Below are 16,655 nucleotides of genomic sequence, written 5' to 3' on the forward strand. Positions count from 1 at the left end.
AACCGGCTACATAAAGGAGTTTAACGAAGATTTCGTCCGATTAAATCGTCAATGGTACTTTCGCTCATCATGTGTTTTTGTTGTTGCTGTTGATACTGACACTACTGTCCATTAAACAAAAATTGCCCCCAAAGCAAACACATAGCATACAAATACAATCCCGCAGCACTAACCATAACTAATCGGTCAATTATTTTTATCATGGTTTTCATCACTGAATATTTAAGACTCAACCAACGTCACCGACTTTAACGCTCTTGTACCTGTTACCAGTACGAATTCGACTAATCATTGTCGAAGTTGTTTTGTCTTTAAAATTCGCATGGATCTCTTTATTTTTCATGCCTTGGTCAATCATTTGTTTGATCATAATCACATCTTCAGTTGTCAACTTTCCGGCATGTCTTGGATTGTTCTCTCCGCTTTGAACAGCACTCATCTTTTCCTTATGATTAGCAGCTTCCTTGCCACGTCTTAACTTCTTTTTGGTTTTCCTAACTTTATTTTTGTTGTATAACATATCAGCAGCCCTGTAATAATCCTGCCAGTACTTCTCAACAATTGACAAATCCCGTTTTCGTGTTAATTCTTCAACAACAATAAACTCAAAGTTTTCTTCTCCATATTTATTCCATTCGTCTTGTAAATACTTGTTTCCATATTCACCCTTACGCAAAAGTGTTAAGTAGTTGCTCCAACGCTTCTTGATGTCCTGTGCCGATCCGATAATCATTTTTCCATTTACTTTGTTCCGAATTGCATATACTCCGATCATATCAACCCCACCTTTTATAATTGAGGTCGTCTCCCGTACTATTAACGTCCGCAGGACTCGGACAAACGCAAAAAAGGCAGATCCGAAGACCTGCCCAATTTGCTAATCTCTTGGAGGAAATATAAGATGACCCACCTCAAAGAGATGAGTCATCATAATAAGTTTCATATGTATGTATTCACTATCTATAATATATGTAAAAAAATACTAAGAGCAAAATCAAAATATATTGACATACTTAAAATAATTATGATATATTAAATTATTTTGCATTCTCCAACTTTCCGGAACTCTTTATATTTTTCTTCTCGTTCTTCATTCTTTTTCTTATCCGTTCCCTTATTTCTCTCATAACCGGCTACGTAACGAGCCATTGAGTCAACATCTTTCCTTATCATTCTCAAATACGTTTCGAATATTTTTACGCAGCGATTTACAATACTGGCCTTCTGTGATTTGCGTAAATGCTTCTTATATTTACTATGTTCAAGAATATTGAACAGTACCTCATAAGACGAATCATGCAACTTATCCTTCAACACATTTATAATTTCCTCATCCGGAAGTTTATCCGTAATCAATCCGAACAAGGTAATATGCTCTTGGTCATAATCGCCTTTTTTATAATTTAACTTTAACCATGATACCAACAACTCAAAATGTACATTTGAATCTTTAATCTTATCCTTAAGTGAGTCATACATAGTTAGATATTCGATCATTTTATGAGAAATCGGAATTTCCTTTTTCTTTATCGTGTTTTCCCAAAGTTTATGTATATCCCTAATCTTCTCAAAAACAACTTCCCTGATCTGTATCACTCGTTCTTCGCTTATGCCTAATTCATTTCCTATGTCGGTTAATGTAATTGAATCTTCAGTATCTTTAAGGTTGTAATATTCGATGAGTTTTAGATAAACGTTCCGTTGCTGTTCAGTTAAACACTTATCAAAATCAATCGAACTAAGAAATCCTGAGAACCTATTAGAGTATCCACGCTTTCCCCACTCTTTATGAGCGTATAAATCCCTTAAATCACATGGATCTTCATCTAATTTACCTGTATAAGCATCTCTTTCACAATCTGCTACCGGAAGTATTAATGCTGCTTCAGTCGAAATAATCTGTTTTGTATCTTCATCCCGCTCGATTATTTTGCCGTATTTATTTTCTAACTCTTTTTGAATCGCATAATCAACAATTGTAAGACACCAGTTCAAAAGCGTCTCAGCTGATCTGTCGCCAACAGGATACTTTTCACCGTTGGAAATGAAATCAAATATTGCATGATGGAAAATGCTTTCCACTTCATCTGTTCCTAGTTTCCTTGCATATACCTTTTGAATCTGATTGTACTTCCGATCAATAACCGGATGAAGGTACTTTGTCAGTTTGACACTATCCTTACCCCCATAACCGTTCTTAACTACATATGGCCTTTGTACCAACAAATCATTTAAAACTTCACTGTTACCTAGGCGGTATTGTTCAACCACATATTTATAATTGACTGTGTTTTGCATATATACGTATTCCTCCAATGTAATTTATAATTTTTCGTCTTTGTCATCTTTCATCCATCCTCTTCTTTAGGTTTTTGGGTGGTTCTTTCTTTGGGTAAATCATTCTTTTGATGGATTTTTTTCAAAAACTAATATGAGTTTGTATTTGATTTATTTATTAAGCAGCAAAATCATCATCTTCTAACGGGATATAAGAAATTTCCTCAAATTCTTCGGGTACCTCTTCGACAACCAAGTCATCATTATCAACATCTGCTGCGTCCTCAGTTTTCAGCAATTTTTCATATTTCAATTTCTTCTTATCCCAACGAGCAATATTTTTTTCAATTTCTTCATACAACCAGCATTCGGGATTTGTAAAAGATTGCTCAAAATCTTTCATGCTTGTACAAGGAACATGTTCAAATTTCTTTTCATTTTTTCTTGTATTGCTTGTTCTCGCACGAGTGTATAATAAGTGATTCCTATTTAAGTCACGAATCATCTTATTTAAGTTGTTATCGCCCATCATCAACAAGTCTGCCATCTTATTTATTTTCATTGTGGCTTTGTTTTCCGAACCACGAGATAGTTTTATCAGTAATGCAAGAAAAGCAAAGTGCCGTTCATTTAAACCAATGCTTCTCATATGCTCAAGAAGTGATGTACTGATGTTGATGTAATAATCATCATTTGTAACCGGCAATTCTTTTTTCGTTTGTTTTCCGTTTTTTTCAACTACTTCGATACGTAAATTTGGTCTATCTTTAGCAGCAATGAGCAAATGTTTATGGTCATAGGCAGGATCATGTAATAATTGAGAAGAAATATTTGTGATATTTAAAAAATCAATGACTTTACTTTTCTTTAGTTTTAATATCAGTTCAAGAACATCTTCCTTAGAGTACCCTGTAACTTGACGCAATTCCTTCAAAGATGTACTAAAGGTGTATGCTTCATTTTGATTATGTAACCGGAACCTAAACAATGACAGATACAGAAAGAATCCTTTATACCCAAACTTTTGATACTTACCTTTTTCATCAAACCAATTAGATTTAATTTTTATATTTCCAAGTGTATAATTTAACATTTATTTTTTGTTCTCTTCTCCTTTCAGTACAAGAAATCTTTACTGGAAGAAAGCGAAAAGGCGGTCTATCTTTTCGATTTCTTGGGTTATTAAATTCTTAAGTTCATTCAAGATTATTAAATAGATTTGATTATATCGCCAAAAACTAATTAATTTATAGAATTAATGTCTATCCACGAAAAGCAGTGAGTAAAAATTTATCGAAAGCTAATTTTCTATACATATATCGCCAAATCGAAATTTTTTTATTGATTATTAATGATTTAATCTAGGGTAAGAGCAAATTATTTACAAAACTTATTATTGAAATGTAGGGACTTCTGCATTTTTTATCGGGCATCCGTGAAACACTAAGAGCCATAAGGGATTCACTCATTCCCTATTTCGATTTTTTTATTGATTTAGGATGGAGAGCAGCTTAGGCCACTCTCCTTCTCGGATCAATATCCTATTTAACAAATTTAATACTCTCTCCAAGTACTCCGCTTTTATCAATAAATTCACATAAATCAGGATATTTATCTAAAGCAATGTAGTAAGCCTGTTCATCGTTTTCTGCTTCTGGGATATGAATTCTATTTAACCATGAATGGTCAATGTCTAAATATGAATCCAAAGAATATTTATTAATGATTACTTCCAAATCACTGTAAAACTTTTGTTTTTTATTCCAGATCATTGCTTGTTTTTCTTTGGCATTATTCTTACTCTGCTCTTGTTTAGCAATAATGTGCATTTGTTGTGGTGTAAATCTTCCATGATAACCAGACCTGTTATAAACCATGTTATATATCCTCCATTTTCTAATCCTAAAATAAAATAATTTTTTTAAAACAACACTTGCGTTCGTTCACTAACTCGCATATAATATTCCGTAGATAAAAGTATAGATTTAATATATAATAAGCATCAACTCCTAAAAATTGGAAAAAGTAAGTATGCCGTATAATAAGCACACCTACTTTTATAGTACCACAAACCAGTACGATTGTATATGGTTTATTTGCGTTTTTGTTACAAACATTTTTGTTTCCTACAATTAGCGTTCCGTCAACATGAAGGAGAGCAGCTAGGCCACTCTCCCCTTAATGACGTGCAGGTATCATTGGTTATGGTCTACGTTGGGGTATTGTTCACCATCTTCTGAGCCGCATAGTTTATCAGCAATTCGTGTCAATTGATATTCGATATTTTGTAGCGTCTCCACTCTAATATTGATCTTCCAGTACCACAACCAAAACCAGCGAATGAGTAAAAAGATTGCAATAATGATGACCGTAGACATCAAAAAACTAACTAATACATTATCATTATTCAAAGTGTTAACCCCCTAATTGACCTTCGCTGATCTTCAATCTATTAAAAATTGTTAATCATGTCAATATTTATTTTATGTAAAGGGAGGATTGACAAATAACCCTCCCCTTGTGCTAAACTTAATTTACTTTGTTATTGTCGTTGATACTTCGTCAACGGCTTTTTCTTTTTTATCGGTCAATTCGATAAACACAATTCCTTCGATCCCTTTCTTAAACTGTATATACCGATTAAAACTCGCATAATCCTTAAAACTACGCATTCCTAGATAATCACCAGACCAGATATTCAACGACTTAGTAAGCGGCTTTAATTCCAAGAATTTGGCCTTGACTACCTTTTCCGAACCGTAAAAATATACATGTTTTTTCTTCTTCGTGTCCCGGAACTGGATTGCTGCATATTTCATGATTGGCACTCTCCTTAGAATGGTGATTAATGATGATGCCATTGCGAATCCACTGCTTAATACAGATTCATGTCGTTTTCCGTAATTTTAATTTCATTCTGCCAATCCACGTCTCCAATTTTTAAAGCAATTTTTGAAGTATAGTGTAGGTAAGCTGCTTGGAAACACAATGAAATATTGGCTTTCAGGCAATGGTACAGTTCCAACTCCTCATCTTGAGACAATCCTTTTGTTTGACGTTAACTCAGCCAAGCGTTGGTGTACTGGATGGATCTTCATACATCATCAGTCTCCTTCTAAGATGTTGAAAATTTGATTGTCAATGTGCATTAAGGAAAGCATCTATATGAACATCATCCTGCCTAGGATGGGTGATGGGAAGCGTTTGAATACATATAACGTTGTTATGTAATCATAATATGGCATAATGAATACATTGTCAACTCCCTTGTGTTCAATATCAAAATATTTGTACATATTTATATTACTTTTGTATACAGGACATGCTATACTATAGTTGAAAGGAGAGATAAAGTGGAACGCAAAAGTGTCATGGTTCAATCTGATGTAAAAGATGACCTACAAAAACTTAAAGACCATCTAAAACTAAGTAATGAAAGTGATGTTATTAGGTATTTAATGAAGGTTTATGAACATTCGACTGTATTACCTAAAGAATCGCAAACAATCCTGCTTCAATTACAAAAATAAGAGTCCAGTACAAAAAAAGAGATGGGAACTAGTCCCATCTCTTAACTTCACTTCTGTTCAATTTGCTGTTTCAACAATTGATCTAATCGTTTCTTTTCATCCATCTGTAAGCAGATAGTTAAATCTTGGATTAAAAATTCATCTAGATCAATTTCTTTCAAGATTGTTCTGTTTTTAATCGGGATTTTCTTATACTTTGATTTAATATTATCTTTGTTGTTTGTCATCCGGATCTAGGCCACCTTTTGTCTATCTCATCCTTAATTTATAGCTTTCCAAGTAGATTTTATATTCATTTAATATATAGTCTTTTAAATGAAATTTATTAAGAAATATTTCTTCTTCAAGATATAACTCCTTTTTCTGCTTCGGTTTCTTCGTTTGTTTTACATGTTTCTTCTTCTCCATCTTACATACCTCTTTCTGTTTATCTTTGTTGCAAATACTTTGTCACCGACCAATAATCAATTAAACAAATTGGAGCGGATATCATGACACGTTTTGAGTATTTTTCCTGTCCAGAATGCGGAAACAATGAGCACGTTGAGATTTTAATGAGTGAAAAATTCAGCAGAAACAATAAGCAAATCGTCGTTAAGGATATACCTACACTTAAATGCACAAAATGCGGCGCATTGTCTTTGTCTCATGATGCTATGATGTACATTGAAACTCAAATTGATGAGCAATCTTAATTATTATTCATTTTGCTTACCTGTCTTAACAACATGTACTTTTCCTGTTATCGCTTGAAGACACAATGCTTTGAACTGTACTTGTCGTTCCAATGGTAACTTAGTAAATACTTCATCAGGATCGTCTCCAAGTGGCTCTAAAGAAAATTTATCGACAAAGGAAATAGTAACGTCATACTCTTTCCCGCTTTTTCCGATCATTTTAACCATGTTGTTACTCACCATTCTTCTCTCGTCCATGTTTCCGCAAATAGTACTCTTTTAAATCTTCATCTAATTGTTGTTGCATCTCCTCATTGACTTCACCACTCCAGAATTTTGCAACAAACCATAAATAAAGTCGATTCAGTAATTCTTCATCTTCTATCTTGGGCAGCTTACTGTAAAAATTCTCAATAAATTCCTTCTGCATTGATTTGTTAAAATTTTCCTTTGCTACTTCTGAAAGTTCACCTACTACTCTTACTGTAAATGGTTTACCATTAACCAAAGATTCAGTTACTAAGGATTCATCTTCTTCGTAATACTGTTGAATCACCTTCTGCTTTTCCTTCGCAAAAGTTTTCTTTCTTGACACCAAATAGTCCACACACTCTACATATTCTTTCTTCTGCTTTCTTTGTCGGCTCATTCTAAGTTGCTCCTTTTAAGTGTAAATTAAAAGTAGAAAAGTGGCAGGAAGTATTACAAAACATCCTTAATTATCATTAAGTTCAGGTATTGGATCACCAAACTGTAATTTTATTTCTATATGATCGCGTTTTACCTGTTGCAGTTCTTTTACCAGTTCTTCCACTGTATCGGCTGTCATCCACGCTTGATATCTTCGACAATCATCTCTTTTACTGTTTCTATGAATTTTCTGTAATCAGCAATATTAGTATAGTTTTTGAATACAAATGTGCATTTTGTCGGCTTGTTCTTAACTTTTTTGGTCTTATCAGGCATTTCGTTCATTCTAAGATGCTCCTTTAAATCAAAATTAAATAGTTCACGGACAGGGACATATAACATTACAGATTAATTATCTAACCAGTCAAAAAATTTACCTCGTGAGATCTTAAACTCGCGACCAACACGTTTCAGAGGGAATGGCTTATTCGATTTATCCATTTTTTCTATTTCATTTAACCAGTCGTAAATCTGTTTTCTCCCTTTATTCATAATTTGCATAATGTGTATTGGATCAAAAACAATTGGTAATTGGTCTTTGTCAGTAATCGTTTTTGTTCTTGATTTATCCACTTCTCATCGCGATCCATTACTTTTTGATTGACTTGCCCCTGTAATGAAATGATTCTACTTTTCAGCCATTGCTTATCATTAAACAACATATATAAGCAGAACATTATTTCATCTTGTCTTAAGGGAAATTTATACTTATCTATTACTTTGTTTATTAGATCAATATTGCCAATGTAATATTCTGAGATATTAAAAGATGTAAAAATATCTTGGATGTCCTCATCTTTAACGATTCTTTCCATTTGGGGAATTACTTCAAGGGGAAATTCCTGTATGTCTATATTATGCACTTTTAAAATTGCGTCTAATAAATCTTTAATCATATGATTTCTTACTGAGTATTCAACAAACTCTTTTTTCTGCTTTCTTCTGCTCATCTGGATGCTCCTTTTAAAGATAAATTAAAATAAAATACCGTATTTTTTTACATTAATTACCATATATAATTATTGTAGCATCGGGATGATGAGGATTTATACAAGTAAAATTTGACAATAAAAAAACCACTCTGATTTTACAAAGTGGTCAGCTCGATCAATTTTTTTCTTTGAACTTGCGCCATGCAATTTCAACTGTATTTGTTATTTCTGAAGGAGCAATTCGATTTTTAGAAAAGTACTCAATTTCTTTTTTATAAATATTGATTGCGTAACTCTTTCTCAAATTGGAATTAGTACATTTTCTAAATCCATCATCATTCAATATATCTGCCTCTAACTGTTCTAATACCTTCTCTTTATTTTCATTTATGAGTGTTCGATGTTTATCTTCGTGTTCACGAATACTTGCTTCATGCTCTTTTTTTAATGTTTCAATGAATGATTCCATTTCGCCCATTAGATCAAGCCTGTCACTATTCTCATTCATGTTATAGGAATATAAAATTCCTTGATGTGCAAAGACAAGATCGATCATCAATTCTTCTCCGACATTTTTTCTCAATGCATTAAGTTTTTCATTGTATTCATCAACATCGTCCTTTACTTTAGGGAGATAATCAATTAGGATACCTGCTTCGATTAAATCATCATCAGAGATAAGTGCCATTTCAATATCATCTTCTTCTAATACGGAGACATCGATAAACACATGAGATACATTTAATTCTGTGGCTAATTGAAGAAATTGTTTGAAACCATCACCATTGTCTGATTCAAATATTATATTTGGTTCGCCTGAATAGCCCTTTAATACTTTGATCTCTTGTGATTCAAAATGTTGGATAATTTCCATTGAGCTAAACTTTAGTTTATCCTCCATGTTCCACTCTCCATAGAAGCAAAATTAACTACAGAGAGGATTAGTTCCCCATCTGTTTGGAAATATTACTTCCGGTTATTCTTTGATCGTTTTTCAATATACGATTGCAATGATTGGATGATTTTCTCTGCATCCCAAACATTTAAATATATTTGATTTTCATCTACTCTTTCCCCAGTGTTTAAATCAACAGTGTATTTTTCAAGAGTATAAATTTCATTGTCGTCGTGATAAACTTCAAAAATGCGGTGGTACTTTCCTCGGGTTTCATCTTCCACTAATACATAATCTTCAATCTTTAATCGCTTCTTCGTGAATTCATCAAGCGGATTATTTTTCATAAATTCAACTTCACCTAATAAATACGTATTTTAAATAGCTGCAATCTTCAGTCGATATTTTTTACTATTGTGATTTCTCATCTCGATATATATAGAATCCGAATTTTTCAGTTTGTCTATGGAATCTTCAAACCTAATATATTTCCTCAATTCCAAAACGGAAATTTGTTTTGCAGGTACATTAATATTTAATGCTTCATCATAAGTAGTCCAATATTGTCCGCTTACTTTGGTTGCCTTATCATCGGGAGTAATTGAATATTGAAGTTCTTTATTTCTATAAAAACAAATTTTAATATCACGAAAAATCTTACTTACTTCAGAGCCATTATATATTTCTAGCACAACTTCAATGTTACAATATTTAGCCTCTGATTTATCTACTTCATCATAACGAGTATCACCAATATTACTAACTACTTCTTTTTCTAACTTGACCTTTTGATGAACTAGAAACATTTTTATTTTTCCAGAGTTTCTGAGAATATGAGTTACTATTAAAGTAACAATGACACCTAACAATGCACCAATTATTCCTTCGAATTTTTCAATGTATTCAATCATATAAGTTTTTTCAGGCCACTTCCTTCAATCAATATAGGAAGATGATACCATGTAATTTTACATAGGTGAATAATAATCTTAGGATGGTATTCTACACGTCAGCAAAAGCCCAAATTTGGCGTGCGTTTGTAGGTTGTTGAGGGTAGATGTGTGTGAGGGTATATAAAAAGACACCTACACAACGGTAAGTGTCGTATGGTCAAAATTAAAGTTTGTAAACTACATTGAATGAATCTCCATTTGTTACTTTTACTTGGTGTACTAATTGTCTAATGGCATTCTTTGCTTTACTCCGATCATCGGATAGCAAGTCATCCTTCAAATTATCTATTCGACTTTTCAACTTTTTCTGTAACTGAACATTAGAACCTTCTTTTGCTTTCTCGATTTCCTCTAACAATGATGCCCGATCCTTTTCAATTCGCGCTTTAGCTTCTCGAAAGTCTTCTCTCGATATTTCCTCATCTTCATACAGTTCAATTTGTCGCTGCATTTTCTTATTGATTTTCTTGAGTTTTTCCTGTAATTCATTTAGATCAACATCCTCAACTCTGGATGCATCTAAAGAGACAAATTCTTTGCTCCCAGTATTGACTTCAAAACTAAGCACTTTCTTTATTGTCAATTCCTCAATATCATTGCGGTTAATGTAATGTCGGAAGCATCCACCTTTTTTGTGGTAATTAGAGCATAGGTATTGGAAGTATTCACGTTTCCCTTTCTTACGATGTTGTCCAACCATCTTAGAACCGCAATGTTCACATGTGACCATTCCAGATAGGAGCCATCTTTCATTATCGGCTTGCTTTTTTGCTATTCCACGAGAATTTAATGCAAGTTGAAGTTGTTCAAATGTTTCTTTATCGATAATCGGTTCATGATGATTTTCATTTATAATCCATTCTTCCTTTGGTCGGGTTAATATTTTTCCTTTGTGATTGTAAGTACGATTATAAACAAACATCCCGGCGATAGTTTCACGATGCAACAACTTTCTTACCGAACCTTCGCTAAACGGTTTTCCTTCTTTCGTGGTTACACCTTTTAAGGCTTTAGCAATTTTTAATGCTCCCCAACCTTCAATTGCCCATTGTGCCATATTCCTAAGATGTTCAGCTTCTTCCTGATTGATTACATACTGACCATCAATAATGTCATAACCGAAACAAGGACGAGCCAACACTTTATTTGTCTTCCGTGCGATTGATTTCATGTTATCTTTAACACGTTCTCTGATTCGTTCACGTTCAAATTCAGCAAATGCACCAAGGATTTGTAACACCATTCGTCCAGCAGGTGTTGAGGTATCAAAACTTTCGCTTACAGATGCGTAGGCAACTTGATTAGAATCGAAATCGTCAACGATAGTCAATAAGTCGAGTAGGTTACGGCATAAGCGGTCTACTTTTGTGGTAACGATTAACTTGTACTTATTGGAGTTATCTAACATTCGTTTGAGGTCAGGACGGTTCATGTCTTTTGCAGAGTATCCGTCATCTATGTATACATCGACATCAACATATCCCATTGCTTTACAATAAGCTTGACCGCGATCAATTTGTTCTGGAATCGAATTACCTTTAGTTGCTTGTTCATCGGTACTTACACGTGCATATATCGCTGCTTTCATTCACTATCACCTTGTCCATTATTTGCTTATAATAATAGCACAGAGTATCGTAATTGGGTATCACTAAAATGTATTTGCGCTGACCCAAGAACGTACTTCCTTTCAGCTTATCCCACGAGAAATTGTCGTCCGGGTTTCGCCCGACAAGGAACGTCCCGTCGGTTTGGGTCAACTGCGCGAAGTTGATCACCGGATCCTCCGCCCCTTGGTTGTAAACATAGATGGACGTTTCGGAGCCGACCAGCGCAATATCGATCGCATCCGTCAGCAGCGCAGTCATCGTCTTATCGCCGCCGAACGTGGTCGTCAACTCAACCTCCAACCCCTCCTCCGTAAAGAATCCTTGGCTAATCGCCACATATTCTGGCGCATAAAAAATCGATCTTGTCACTTCGCCGATCCGCACCTTCTCCGGTTCCTTAGAACCGTTCGAGCATGCGGCCGCTGCGAGCGTGACGATGCAGAGAACGATAATTGCCGCTATTTTCACGGGTCGCCTCAAGCTTGCTTCCATCGCCATCGTTACTCCTTTCAACATGTAAATGTCATGTGTATCCATCATATGCGTTAGCCCAGACGGCGGTGAAAGGAGAAAGTATTTGATCACTTGGTTGCAGCTTTGGCGATGTCAGCTTGTTTTCAAAATAAAAACCTTGAAAGGCCGTATGGCCAATCAAGGTTTCTCAATCGCGAATTTCTACGATCATTTCTATCTCCACCGGCGTATGGAACGGCAGAGCGTTCGTGCCGATCGCCGATCGGGCGTGCCGCCCCGCCTCGCCGAAGACGTCAACCAGAAGGTTGGAAGCCCCGTTCATGACATATGGCTGACCGGCAAAGCCCGGCGCGCTGTTCACGAACCCGAGCAGCTTGACGATCTTGACGACGCGATCCAGATCGCCCAGATACGCCTTTATCACCGCCAAGCAGTTGACGATCGCTTGCCTCGCCGCCTCCTGTCCCTGTTCGACGGTCAACTCCGCCCCGAGCTTCCCTTCGTACATCAATACATTGTCGATTCGGCAATCTTGGCCGGATAAGTACAAGAGATTCCCCGTTCGACTGCAAGGAATATAGGAAAATTTCGGTTCTCCCGGAACAGGCAGCGTAATGCCGAGTTCTAAGAGCCGTTGTTCCGCAACGGACATTTCTTCAGCCCCTTTTATCACAATCAAGTTAGTGAGTGCAACAGCGGCGGGCCGGCACGAATACGCCGCCTTTCGCGTTCGTATGAACCCCTTCGCGCATCGTTAGCGTTCCGTTCACCAACACGTGACCGATTCCGCTCGGCGCTTGTTTCGGATCGCGATACGTGGCATGATCTTGTATCGCTTCGGGGTCGAACACGACCAGATCCGCCGCGTAGCCCGGCACGACCAGCCCGCGCCGGCCGAGCTTGAACCGCTGCGCGGGGAAGGAGGTCATCTTCCGGACCGCCTGCTCCAGCGTTAGCGCCCGTTCCTCGCGAACGTACTTAGCGAAGACGCGGGGGAATGAGCCGTACAATCGAGGATGAGGCTTCCCGGTATCGCAGTGAAGACTGTCGGAAGCGATCAAGGAATGGCTCCAAGTCACGACCTGCTTGACGTCGCCCTCGGACATGAGGAAATAAACGATGGAAATTTGCGCGTCCTCCTCCAACAACAGGTCCATCGCGCATTCCGCGGGGTGGACCCCCCGCATTTCGCTAATCTCCGCGATGTGCTTTCCTTCGACCGGCCGGTTCGATTCCGTCCGCACCGAAGCGATAAACACCTTATCCCAGCCGGTCGAACAAACCAGATTATCCCAATCCTCCCGCTCCTCGGCGAGTTCCGCCTTCACCTTCTCCCGAATCGAAGGATCCCGAAGCCGGAGTAACATCTTCTTCAAGCCGCCTTCCAACGCCCAGGGCGGCAGTAGGGTTGTCAGCATCGTAGAGCTGGCGTTGTACGGATAGACGTCGCAAGTAACGTCCATACCTTGCGACCGGGCATCGGATATGAGCTCCATCGCCGCCTCCGCCTTCCCCCAGTTCCGCCTGCCGGCAGCCTTCAAGTGGCTGATATGCAGCGGCACTCCCGCATGGCGCGCAATCCAAATCACTTCCTTCACGGATTCCACCAACCGGTTGCCTTCCCCCCGAACATGCGTCGAGAATAAGCCGCCGTACTTCGGAAGGACGGAACAAAGCGCGGCGATTTCTTCTTTCGCGGCGTAGCTCCCGGGCGCGTATAACAATCCGATGGACAATCCGATCGCTCCCGCTTGCAGCCCTTCTTCGAGCAACGCCTTCATCCGGTCGAGCTCCCGGCCGCTCGCCGGGCGGTCGGCGAATCCCATCACCGCGATTCGGAGCGCGCCGTGCGCCACGTACGTCGACACGTTCTCCGACGGCCGTCTCTTCGCAAGCGCGTCGATGTATTGGCCGATCGTGCGCCACGACCACTCCCGCGTGCCGCCGAGGATCGGCTGCACATATTCCTGCAGTTGCTTCCCGTACGGTTCCAAGCAGGGGGCCGGCGCCAACCCGCAGTTGCCGACGACTTCGGTCGTTACTCCCTGACTTAACTTAATATCGCACTGCGGGTAATTAAGAATCATCAAATCGGAATGGCAGTGACCGTCGATGAAACCGGGAGCGACGACGAGCCGGCGAGCGTCGATAACGTGAGCCGCCTCCTGCTCTACGGTGCCCACCATCGCGATCTTGCCGCCCTGAATGCCAATATCGCCGTAATACCAAGGGTTGCCGGTGCCGTCCGCAATTCTGCCGTTCTTAATAATCGTGTCCAGCATGGAATCGTTGCCTCCCGTTTCCTCCCGACTTATGTCAGCATGCCCCTTGCGGCGACCGGTACGACACGTTCCCGCCCTTCGTCGAGAAGCACAAGGTTATTATGCAAATTGACCGTACTGCAAACATGATTCGGCACGATATGGAGCACATCCCCGACCTCTAAGACGTCTTCCGGCCGAACTCGAATCATGCCGTGCTCTTCGGACATGCGCTCGAACACCGCGTGCGGCAGCTCCTCGATATAGCCGAAGCCTTGAAGCTGCAGCGGTCTCGTATCGGGCTGCACATCCGTCGCGAACGTCTTGCTGCCGCCGTCGACGACGATTAAGTCGGGATAAGGTCTGCTGACGAGCGTGACGCGCACCTTCGCGGCGCACTCCGCTAATCCGCAAGTCCCTAAAGCCGCTTGCATACGATCGTTAAACACGTAAGTCCCCGGCCGAACCTCCGTGACGCCTGGCACTTTCGCGGCATACGGCGCCGTCGGCGTCGATCCGATGCTCACGTCTTTCACTTCAACGCCTTCCGCGCGAATTCTCTCCGCAAGGGCAACCATCAGTCTGCCCTCCTCCGCCCCGGCTTCCTCTACTTCCAAAGTCGGCCGACCGTTCAATACGTTCCCTCGAAACGTATAGATGCCGCGAAAATCCAAGCCTTCCATTCCGTTGAGACGGCGGGCAAGTTCAACAGCCGCTTCGTAAGGCGCTCCGGTACGGCGAAGCCCGGTATCGACCTCGAGCCGGACCGCTATGCGTACGCCGCCTCGTAACGCCGCCGCGGAAATTCGCGACGCGCCTTCGAGGCTGTCGACGCCGACTATGAGCCGAATGCGGCTGCTCATGCGGGCGACCTTCTCGAGCTTGACCGGGTCGACGACGGGGTACGCGATGAAGATATCCCGGATTCCCGCGGCTTCCATCACATCGGCCTCCGACAGCTTCGCAACCGTAATGCCGGCCGCCCCCGCTTCGATCTGGAGCTTGGCGATTTCAGGAATTTTATGCGTCTTCGCATGCGGCCGGAGGGCGACGCCGCAAGAATCGATTCTTTCCGCCATGAGGCGTATGTTGCACCGCATCTGATTCGCATCGACGACGATGCAAGGGGTCTCAAGCCGATCAGTCACCACGTTCTTCACCTCGATTGGGATACATTAAGGCAGGCCGCAGTAATTCCGGCAGCCGGTCGCTCACGCCGTTTCAGCCCTTCACCGCGCCTGCGATCATGCCTCTCATAATTTGTTCTTGCAGCAATAAATACGCGCCGATCGTCGGAATGACGGCCACCGCCATCGCCCCCATCGTGAGACTGTAATCCGTCCCGAAGCCGTCGGAGAACAACGACAAGCTTAAAGGCAGCGTCTTTAACGCTTGTGAATTCATGAATACGAGCGCAAAAGAAAAATCATTCCAAAACCGGAGAAATGCAATGATCGCAATCGTCGCGGCAATCGGCAGACAAAGCGGAAGAATCATTCTGCCGAAGATGCCCCACCAGCCATACCCGTCGATCATGGCGGCCTCCTCAATTTCCTTGGGGATAGTCGTTGTTGAAAACCGCCGAGAAGGGGAGGTCTTTCGTTTTTAATAGGAGAGTTTCTCCAGTACTCCCCTTATAAAATCAGTATTGGCATCTGCATAAGCTATTCTGTCATCTCGATACGTGTCCCTAAGCGCTGTAACCGGACTTTCTCCGGTTAGTAAGGCGCAGCCGGCCGAAAATGAGCGCTGTAACCGGACTTTCTCCGGTTAGTAAGGCGCAGCCGGCCGAAAATGAGCGCTGTAACCGGACTTTCTCCGGTTAGTAAGGCGCAGCCGGCCGAAAATGAGCGCTGTAACCGGACTTTCTCCGGTTAGTAAGGCGCAGCCGGCCGAAAATGAGCGCTGTAACCGGACTTTCTCCGGTTAGTAAGGCGCAGCCGGCCGAAAATGAGCGCTGTAACCGGACTTTCTCCGGTTAGTAAGGCGCAGCCGGCCGAAAATGAGCGCTGTAACCGGACTTTCTCCGGTTAGTAAGGCGCAGCCGGCCGAAAATGAGCGCTGTAACCGGACTTTCTCCGGTTAGTAAGGCGCAGCCGGCCGAAAATGAGCGCTGTAACCGGACTTTCTCCGGTTAGTAAGGCGCAGCCGGCCGAAAATGAGCGCTGTAACCGGACTTTCTCCGGTTAGTAAGGCGCAGCCGGCCGAAAATGAGCGCTGTAACCGGACTTTCTCCGGTTAGTAAGGCGCAGCCGGCCGAAAATGAGCGCTGTAACCGGACTTTCTCCGGTTAGTAAGGCGCAGCCGGCCGAAAATGAGCGCTGTAACCGGACTTTCTCCGGTTAGTAAGGCGCAG

General features: G+C 40.7%; 22 protein-coding genes and 2 pseudogenes. 2 read left to right on the forward strand and 22 right to left on the reverse strand.

Translation table 11 applies throughout. The annotated features are described in order from the left end of the window. Positions 1-229: 229 nt before the first annotated feature. The 7 genes from JET16_RS04375 to JET16_RS31230 all read right to left on the reverse strand — a co-directional run bounded on the left by JET16_RS04375 (position 230) and on the right by JET16_RS31230 (position 5,320). A complete protein-coding gene (locus tag JET16_RS04375) occupies positions 230-775 on the reverse strand; it encodes a GIY-YIG nuclease family protein (protein WP_199614434.1) in 546 nt (181 codons plus the stop codon). 257 nt (positions 776-1,032) lie between these two features. Then, positions 1,033-2,298 (reverse strand): hypothetical protein, encoded by a 1,266-nt coding sequence (locus JET16_RS04380; protein ID WP_199614436.1) that lies wholly within the window; start codon positions 2,296-2,298, stop codon positions 1,033-1,035. Between the two features lie 157 nt (positions 2,299-2,455). Continuing rightward, positions 2,456-3,370, reverse strand: coding sequence for a hypothetical protein (locus JET16_RS04385; RefSeq protein ID WP_199614438.1), 915 nt, complete (start codon positions 3,368-3,370; stop codon positions 2,456-2,458). Between the two features lie 448 nt (positions 3,371-3,818). Further along, entirely contained in the window at positions 3,819-4,154 is a 336-nt protein-coding gene (locus JET16_RS04390; protein WP_199614439.1) for a hypothetical protein, read from the reverse strand. 318 nt (positions 4,155-4,472) lie between these two features. Beyond that, positions 4,473-4,688 carry a hypothetical protein gene (locus tag JET16_RS04395; RefSeq protein ID WP_199614440.1) on the reverse strand — a complete coding sequence of 72 codons (216 nt, stop codon included), beginning with the start codon at positions 4,686-4,688 and terminating at the stop codon, positions 4,473-4,475. Between the two features lie 123 nt (positions 4,689-4,811). Beyond that, positions 4,812-5,096 (reverse strand): hypothetical protein, encoded by a 285-nt coding sequence (locus tag JET16_RS04400; protein ID WP_199614441.1) that lies wholly within the window; start codon positions 5,094-5,096, stop codon positions 4,812-4,814. Between the two features lie 56 nt (positions 5,097-5,152). Then, entirely contained in the window at positions 5,153-5,320 is a 168-nt protein-coding gene (locus JET16_RS31230) for a DUF7667 family protein (protein ID WP_456093978.1), read from the reverse strand. A gap of 310 nt (positions 5,321-5,630) precedes the next feature. Here JET16_RS31230 and JET16_RS04405 point away from each other — a divergent pair, with 310 nt between their 5' ends. Next, positions 5,631-5,807 carry a hypothetical protein gene (locus tag JET16_RS04405; RefSeq protein WP_199614442.1) on the forward strand — a complete coding sequence of 59 codons (177 nt, stop codon included), beginning with the start codon at positions 5,631-5,633 and terminating at the stop codon, positions 5,805-5,807. A 47-nt stretch (positions 5,808-5,854) separates the two neighbouring features. On the opposite strand, the gene JET16_RS04410 is transcribed toward JET16_RS04405, so the two are convergent. Continuing rightward, on the reverse strand, positions 5,855-6,034 hold the full coding sequence (locus tag JET16_RS04410; RefSeq protein ID WP_199614443.1) for a hypothetical protein: 180 nt from the start codon (positions 6,032-6,034) through the stop codon (positions 5,855-5,857). 22 nt (positions 6,035-6,056) lie between these two features. Beyond that, positions 6,057-6,215 (reverse strand): hypothetical protein, encoded by a 159-nt coding sequence (locus JET16_RS04415; protein ID WP_199614444.1) that lies wholly within the window; start codon positions 6,213-6,215, stop codon positions 6,057-6,059. Between the two features lie 83 nt (positions 6,216-6,298). On the opposite strand from JET16_RS04415, the gene JET16_RS04420 reads away from it, so the two are divergent. Beyond that, complete coding sequence (locus JET16_RS04420) at positions 6,299-6,502, forward strand: YgiT-type zinc finger protein (protein WP_199614445.1); 204 nt, start codon at positions 6,299-6,301, stop codon at positions 6,500-6,502. A gap of 3 nt (positions 6,503-6,505) precedes the next feature. On the opposite strand, the gene JET16_RS04425 is transcribed toward JET16_RS04420, so the two are convergent. The 13 genes and pseudogenes from JET16_RS04425 to JET16_RS04485 all read right to left on the reverse strand — a co-directional run. Beyond that, entirely contained in the window at positions 6,506-6,712 is a 207-nt protein-coding gene (locus JET16_RS04425; protein WP_199614446.1) for a hypothetical protein, read from the reverse strand. Positions 6,713-6,716: 4 nt separating this feature from the next. Then, on the reverse strand, positions 6,717-7,133 hold the full coding sequence (locus JET16_RS04430; protein WP_199614447.1) for a hypothetical protein: 417 nt from the start codon (positions 7,131-7,133) through the stop codon (positions 6,717-6,719). Positions 7,134-7,309: 176 nt separating this feature from the next. After that, the gene (locus JET16_RS04435) at positions 7,310-7,459 is read right to left on the reverse strand and encodes a hypothetical protein (protein ID WP_199614448.1); all 150 of its coding nucleotides are present in this window, start codon (positions 7,457-7,459) and stop codon (positions 7,310-7,312) included. 203 nt (positions 7,460-7,662) lie between these two features. Beyond that, complete coding sequence (locus JET16_RS04440; protein WP_199614449.1) at positions 7,663-8,124, reverse strand: hypothetical protein; 462 nt, start codon at positions 8,122-8,124, stop codon at positions 7,663-7,665. A 157-nt stretch (positions 8,125-8,281) separates the two neighbouring features. Next, a complete protein-coding gene (locus JET16_RS04445; protein ID WP_199614450.1) occupies positions 8,282-9,007 on the reverse strand; it encodes a hypothetical protein in 726 nt (241 codons plus the stop codon). Positions 9,008-9,072: 65 nt separating this feature from the next. Next, on the reverse strand, positions 9,073-9,348 hold the full coding sequence (locus JET16_RS04450) for a hypothetical protein (protein ID WP_199614451.1): 276 nt from the start codon (positions 9,346-9,348) through the stop codon (positions 9,073-9,075). Positions 9,349-9,378: 30 nt separating this feature from the next. After that, positions 9,379-9,912 (reverse strand): hypothetical protein, encoded by a 534-nt coding sequence (locus JET16_RS04455; protein WP_199614452.1) that lies wholly within the window; start codon positions 9,910-9,912, stop codon positions 9,379-9,381. 205 nt (positions 9,913-10,117) lie between these two features. Then, on the reverse strand, positions 10,118-11,542 hold the full coding sequence (locus JET16_RS04460) for a recombinase family protein (protein WP_199614453.1): 1,425 nt from the start codon (positions 11,540-11,542) through the stop codon (positions 10,118-10,120). Positions 11,543-11,615: 73 nt separating this feature from the next. Then, positions 11,616-12,056: pseudogene (locus JET16_RS04465) on the reverse strand (ABC transporter substrate-binding protein); the annotation flags it as partial. Positions 12,057-12,225: 169 nt separating this feature from the next. Further along, complete coding sequence (locus JET16_RS04470; RefSeq protein WP_199614455.1) at positions 12,226-12,690, reverse strand: RidA family protein; 465 nt, start codon at positions 12,688-12,690, stop codon at positions 12,226-12,228. Between the two features lie 28 nt (positions 12,691-12,718). Then, the gene (locus JET16_RS04475; protein ID WP_199614456.1) at positions 12,719-14,320 is read right to left on the reverse strand and encodes an N-acyl-D-amino-acid deacylase family protein; all 1,602 of its coding nucleotides are present in this window, start codon (positions 14,318-14,320) and stop codon (positions 12,719-12,721) included. Positions 14,321-14,349: 29 nt separating this feature from the next. Further along, complete coding sequence (locus tag JET16_RS30750; protein WP_325176613.1) at positions 14,350-15,447, reverse strand: alanine racemase; 1,098 nt, start codon at positions 15,445-15,447, stop codon at positions 14,350-14,352. Positions 15,448-15,520: 73 nt separating this feature from the next. After that, a pseudogene (locus JET16_RS04485) lies at positions 15,521-15,868 on the reverse strand (carbohydrate ABC transporter permease); the annotation flags it as partial. Positions 15,869-16,655: the final 787 nt, after the last annotated feature.

Source organism: Paenibacillus alkalitolerans (genome assembly GCF_016482785.1).
In the GTDB taxonomy this organism is placed as follows: Bacteria; Bacillota; Bacilli; order Paenibacillales; family YIM-B00363; genus Paenibacillus_AE; species Paenibacillus_AE alkalitolerans.

Excerpts from the sequence above, each read along its gene's own strand:
- JET16_RS04375 (WP_199614434.1), bottom strand. The coding sequence starts at position 775 with ATGATCGGAGTATATGCAATTCGGAACAAAGTAAATGGAAAAATGATT.
- JET16_RS04380 (WP_199614436.1), bottom strand. The coding sequence starts at position 2,298 with ATGCAAAACACAGTCAATTATAAATATGTGGTTGAACAATACCGCCTA.
- JET16_RS04385 (WP_199614438.1), bottom strand. The coding sequence starts at position 3,370 with ATGTTAAATTATACACTTGGAAATATAAAAATTAAATCTAATTGGTTT.
- JET16_RS04390 (WP_199614439.1), bottom strand. The coding sequence starts at position 4,154 with ATGGTTTATAACAGGTCTGGTTATCATGGAAGATTTACACCACAACAA.
- JET16_RS04400 (WP_199614441.1), bottom strand. The coding sequence starts at position 5,096 with ATGAAATATGCAGCAATCCAGTTCCGGGACACGAAGAAGAAAAAACAT.
- JET16_RS04410 (WP_199614443.1), bottom strand. The coding sequence starts at position 6,034 with ATGACAAACAACAAAGATAATATTAAATCAAAGTATAAGAAAATCCCG.
- JET16_RS04415 (WP_199614444.1), bottom strand. The coding sequence starts at position 6,215 with ATGGAGAAGAAGAAACATGTAAAACAAACGAAGAAACCGAAGCAGAAA.
- JET16_RS04420 (WP_199614445.1), top strand. The coding sequence starts at position 6,299 with ATGACACGTTTTGAGTATTTTTCCTGTCCAGAATGCGGAAACAATGAG.
- JET16_RS04425 (WP_199614446.1), bottom strand. The coding sequence starts at position 6,712 with ATGGTTAAAATGATCGGAAAAAGCGGGAAAGAGTATGACGTTACTATT.
- JET16_RS04430 (WP_199614447.1), bottom strand. The coding sequence starts at position 7,133 with ATGAGCCGACAAAGAAAGCAGAAGAAAGAATATGTAGAGTGTGTGGAC.
- JET16_RS04435 (WP_199614448.1), bottom strand. The coding sequence starts at position 7,459 with ATGAACGAAATGCCTGATAAGACCAAAAAAGTTAAGAACAAGCCGACA.
- JET16_RS04440 (WP_199614449.1), bottom strand. The coding sequence starts at position 8,124 with ATGAGCAGAAGAAAGCAGAAAAAAGAGTTTGTTGAATACTCAGTAAGA.
- JET16_RS04445 (WP_199614450.1), bottom strand. The coding sequence starts at position 9,007 with ATGGAGGATAAACTAAAGTTTAGCTCAATGGAAATTATCCAACATTTT.
- JET16_RS04450 (WP_199614451.1), bottom strand. The coding sequence starts at position 9,348 with ATGAAAAATAATCCGCTTGATGAATTCACGAAGAAGCGATTAAAGATT.
- JET16_RS04455 (WP_199614452.1), bottom strand. The coding sequence starts at position 9,912 with ATGATTGAATACATTGAAAAATTCGAAGGAATAATTGGTGCATTGTTA.
- JET16_RS04460 (WP_199614453.1), bottom strand. The coding sequence starts at position 11,542 with ATGAAAGCAGCGATATATGCACGTGTAAGTACCGATGAACAAGCAACT.
- JET16_RS04470 (WP_199614455.1), bottom strand. The coding sequence starts at position 12,690 with ATGTCCGTTGCGGAACAACGGCTCTTAGAACTCGGCATTACGCTGCCT.
- JET16_RS04475 (WP_199614456.1), bottom strand. The coding sequence starts at position 14,320 with ATGCTGGACACGATTATTAAGAACGGCAGAATTGCGGACGGCACCGGC.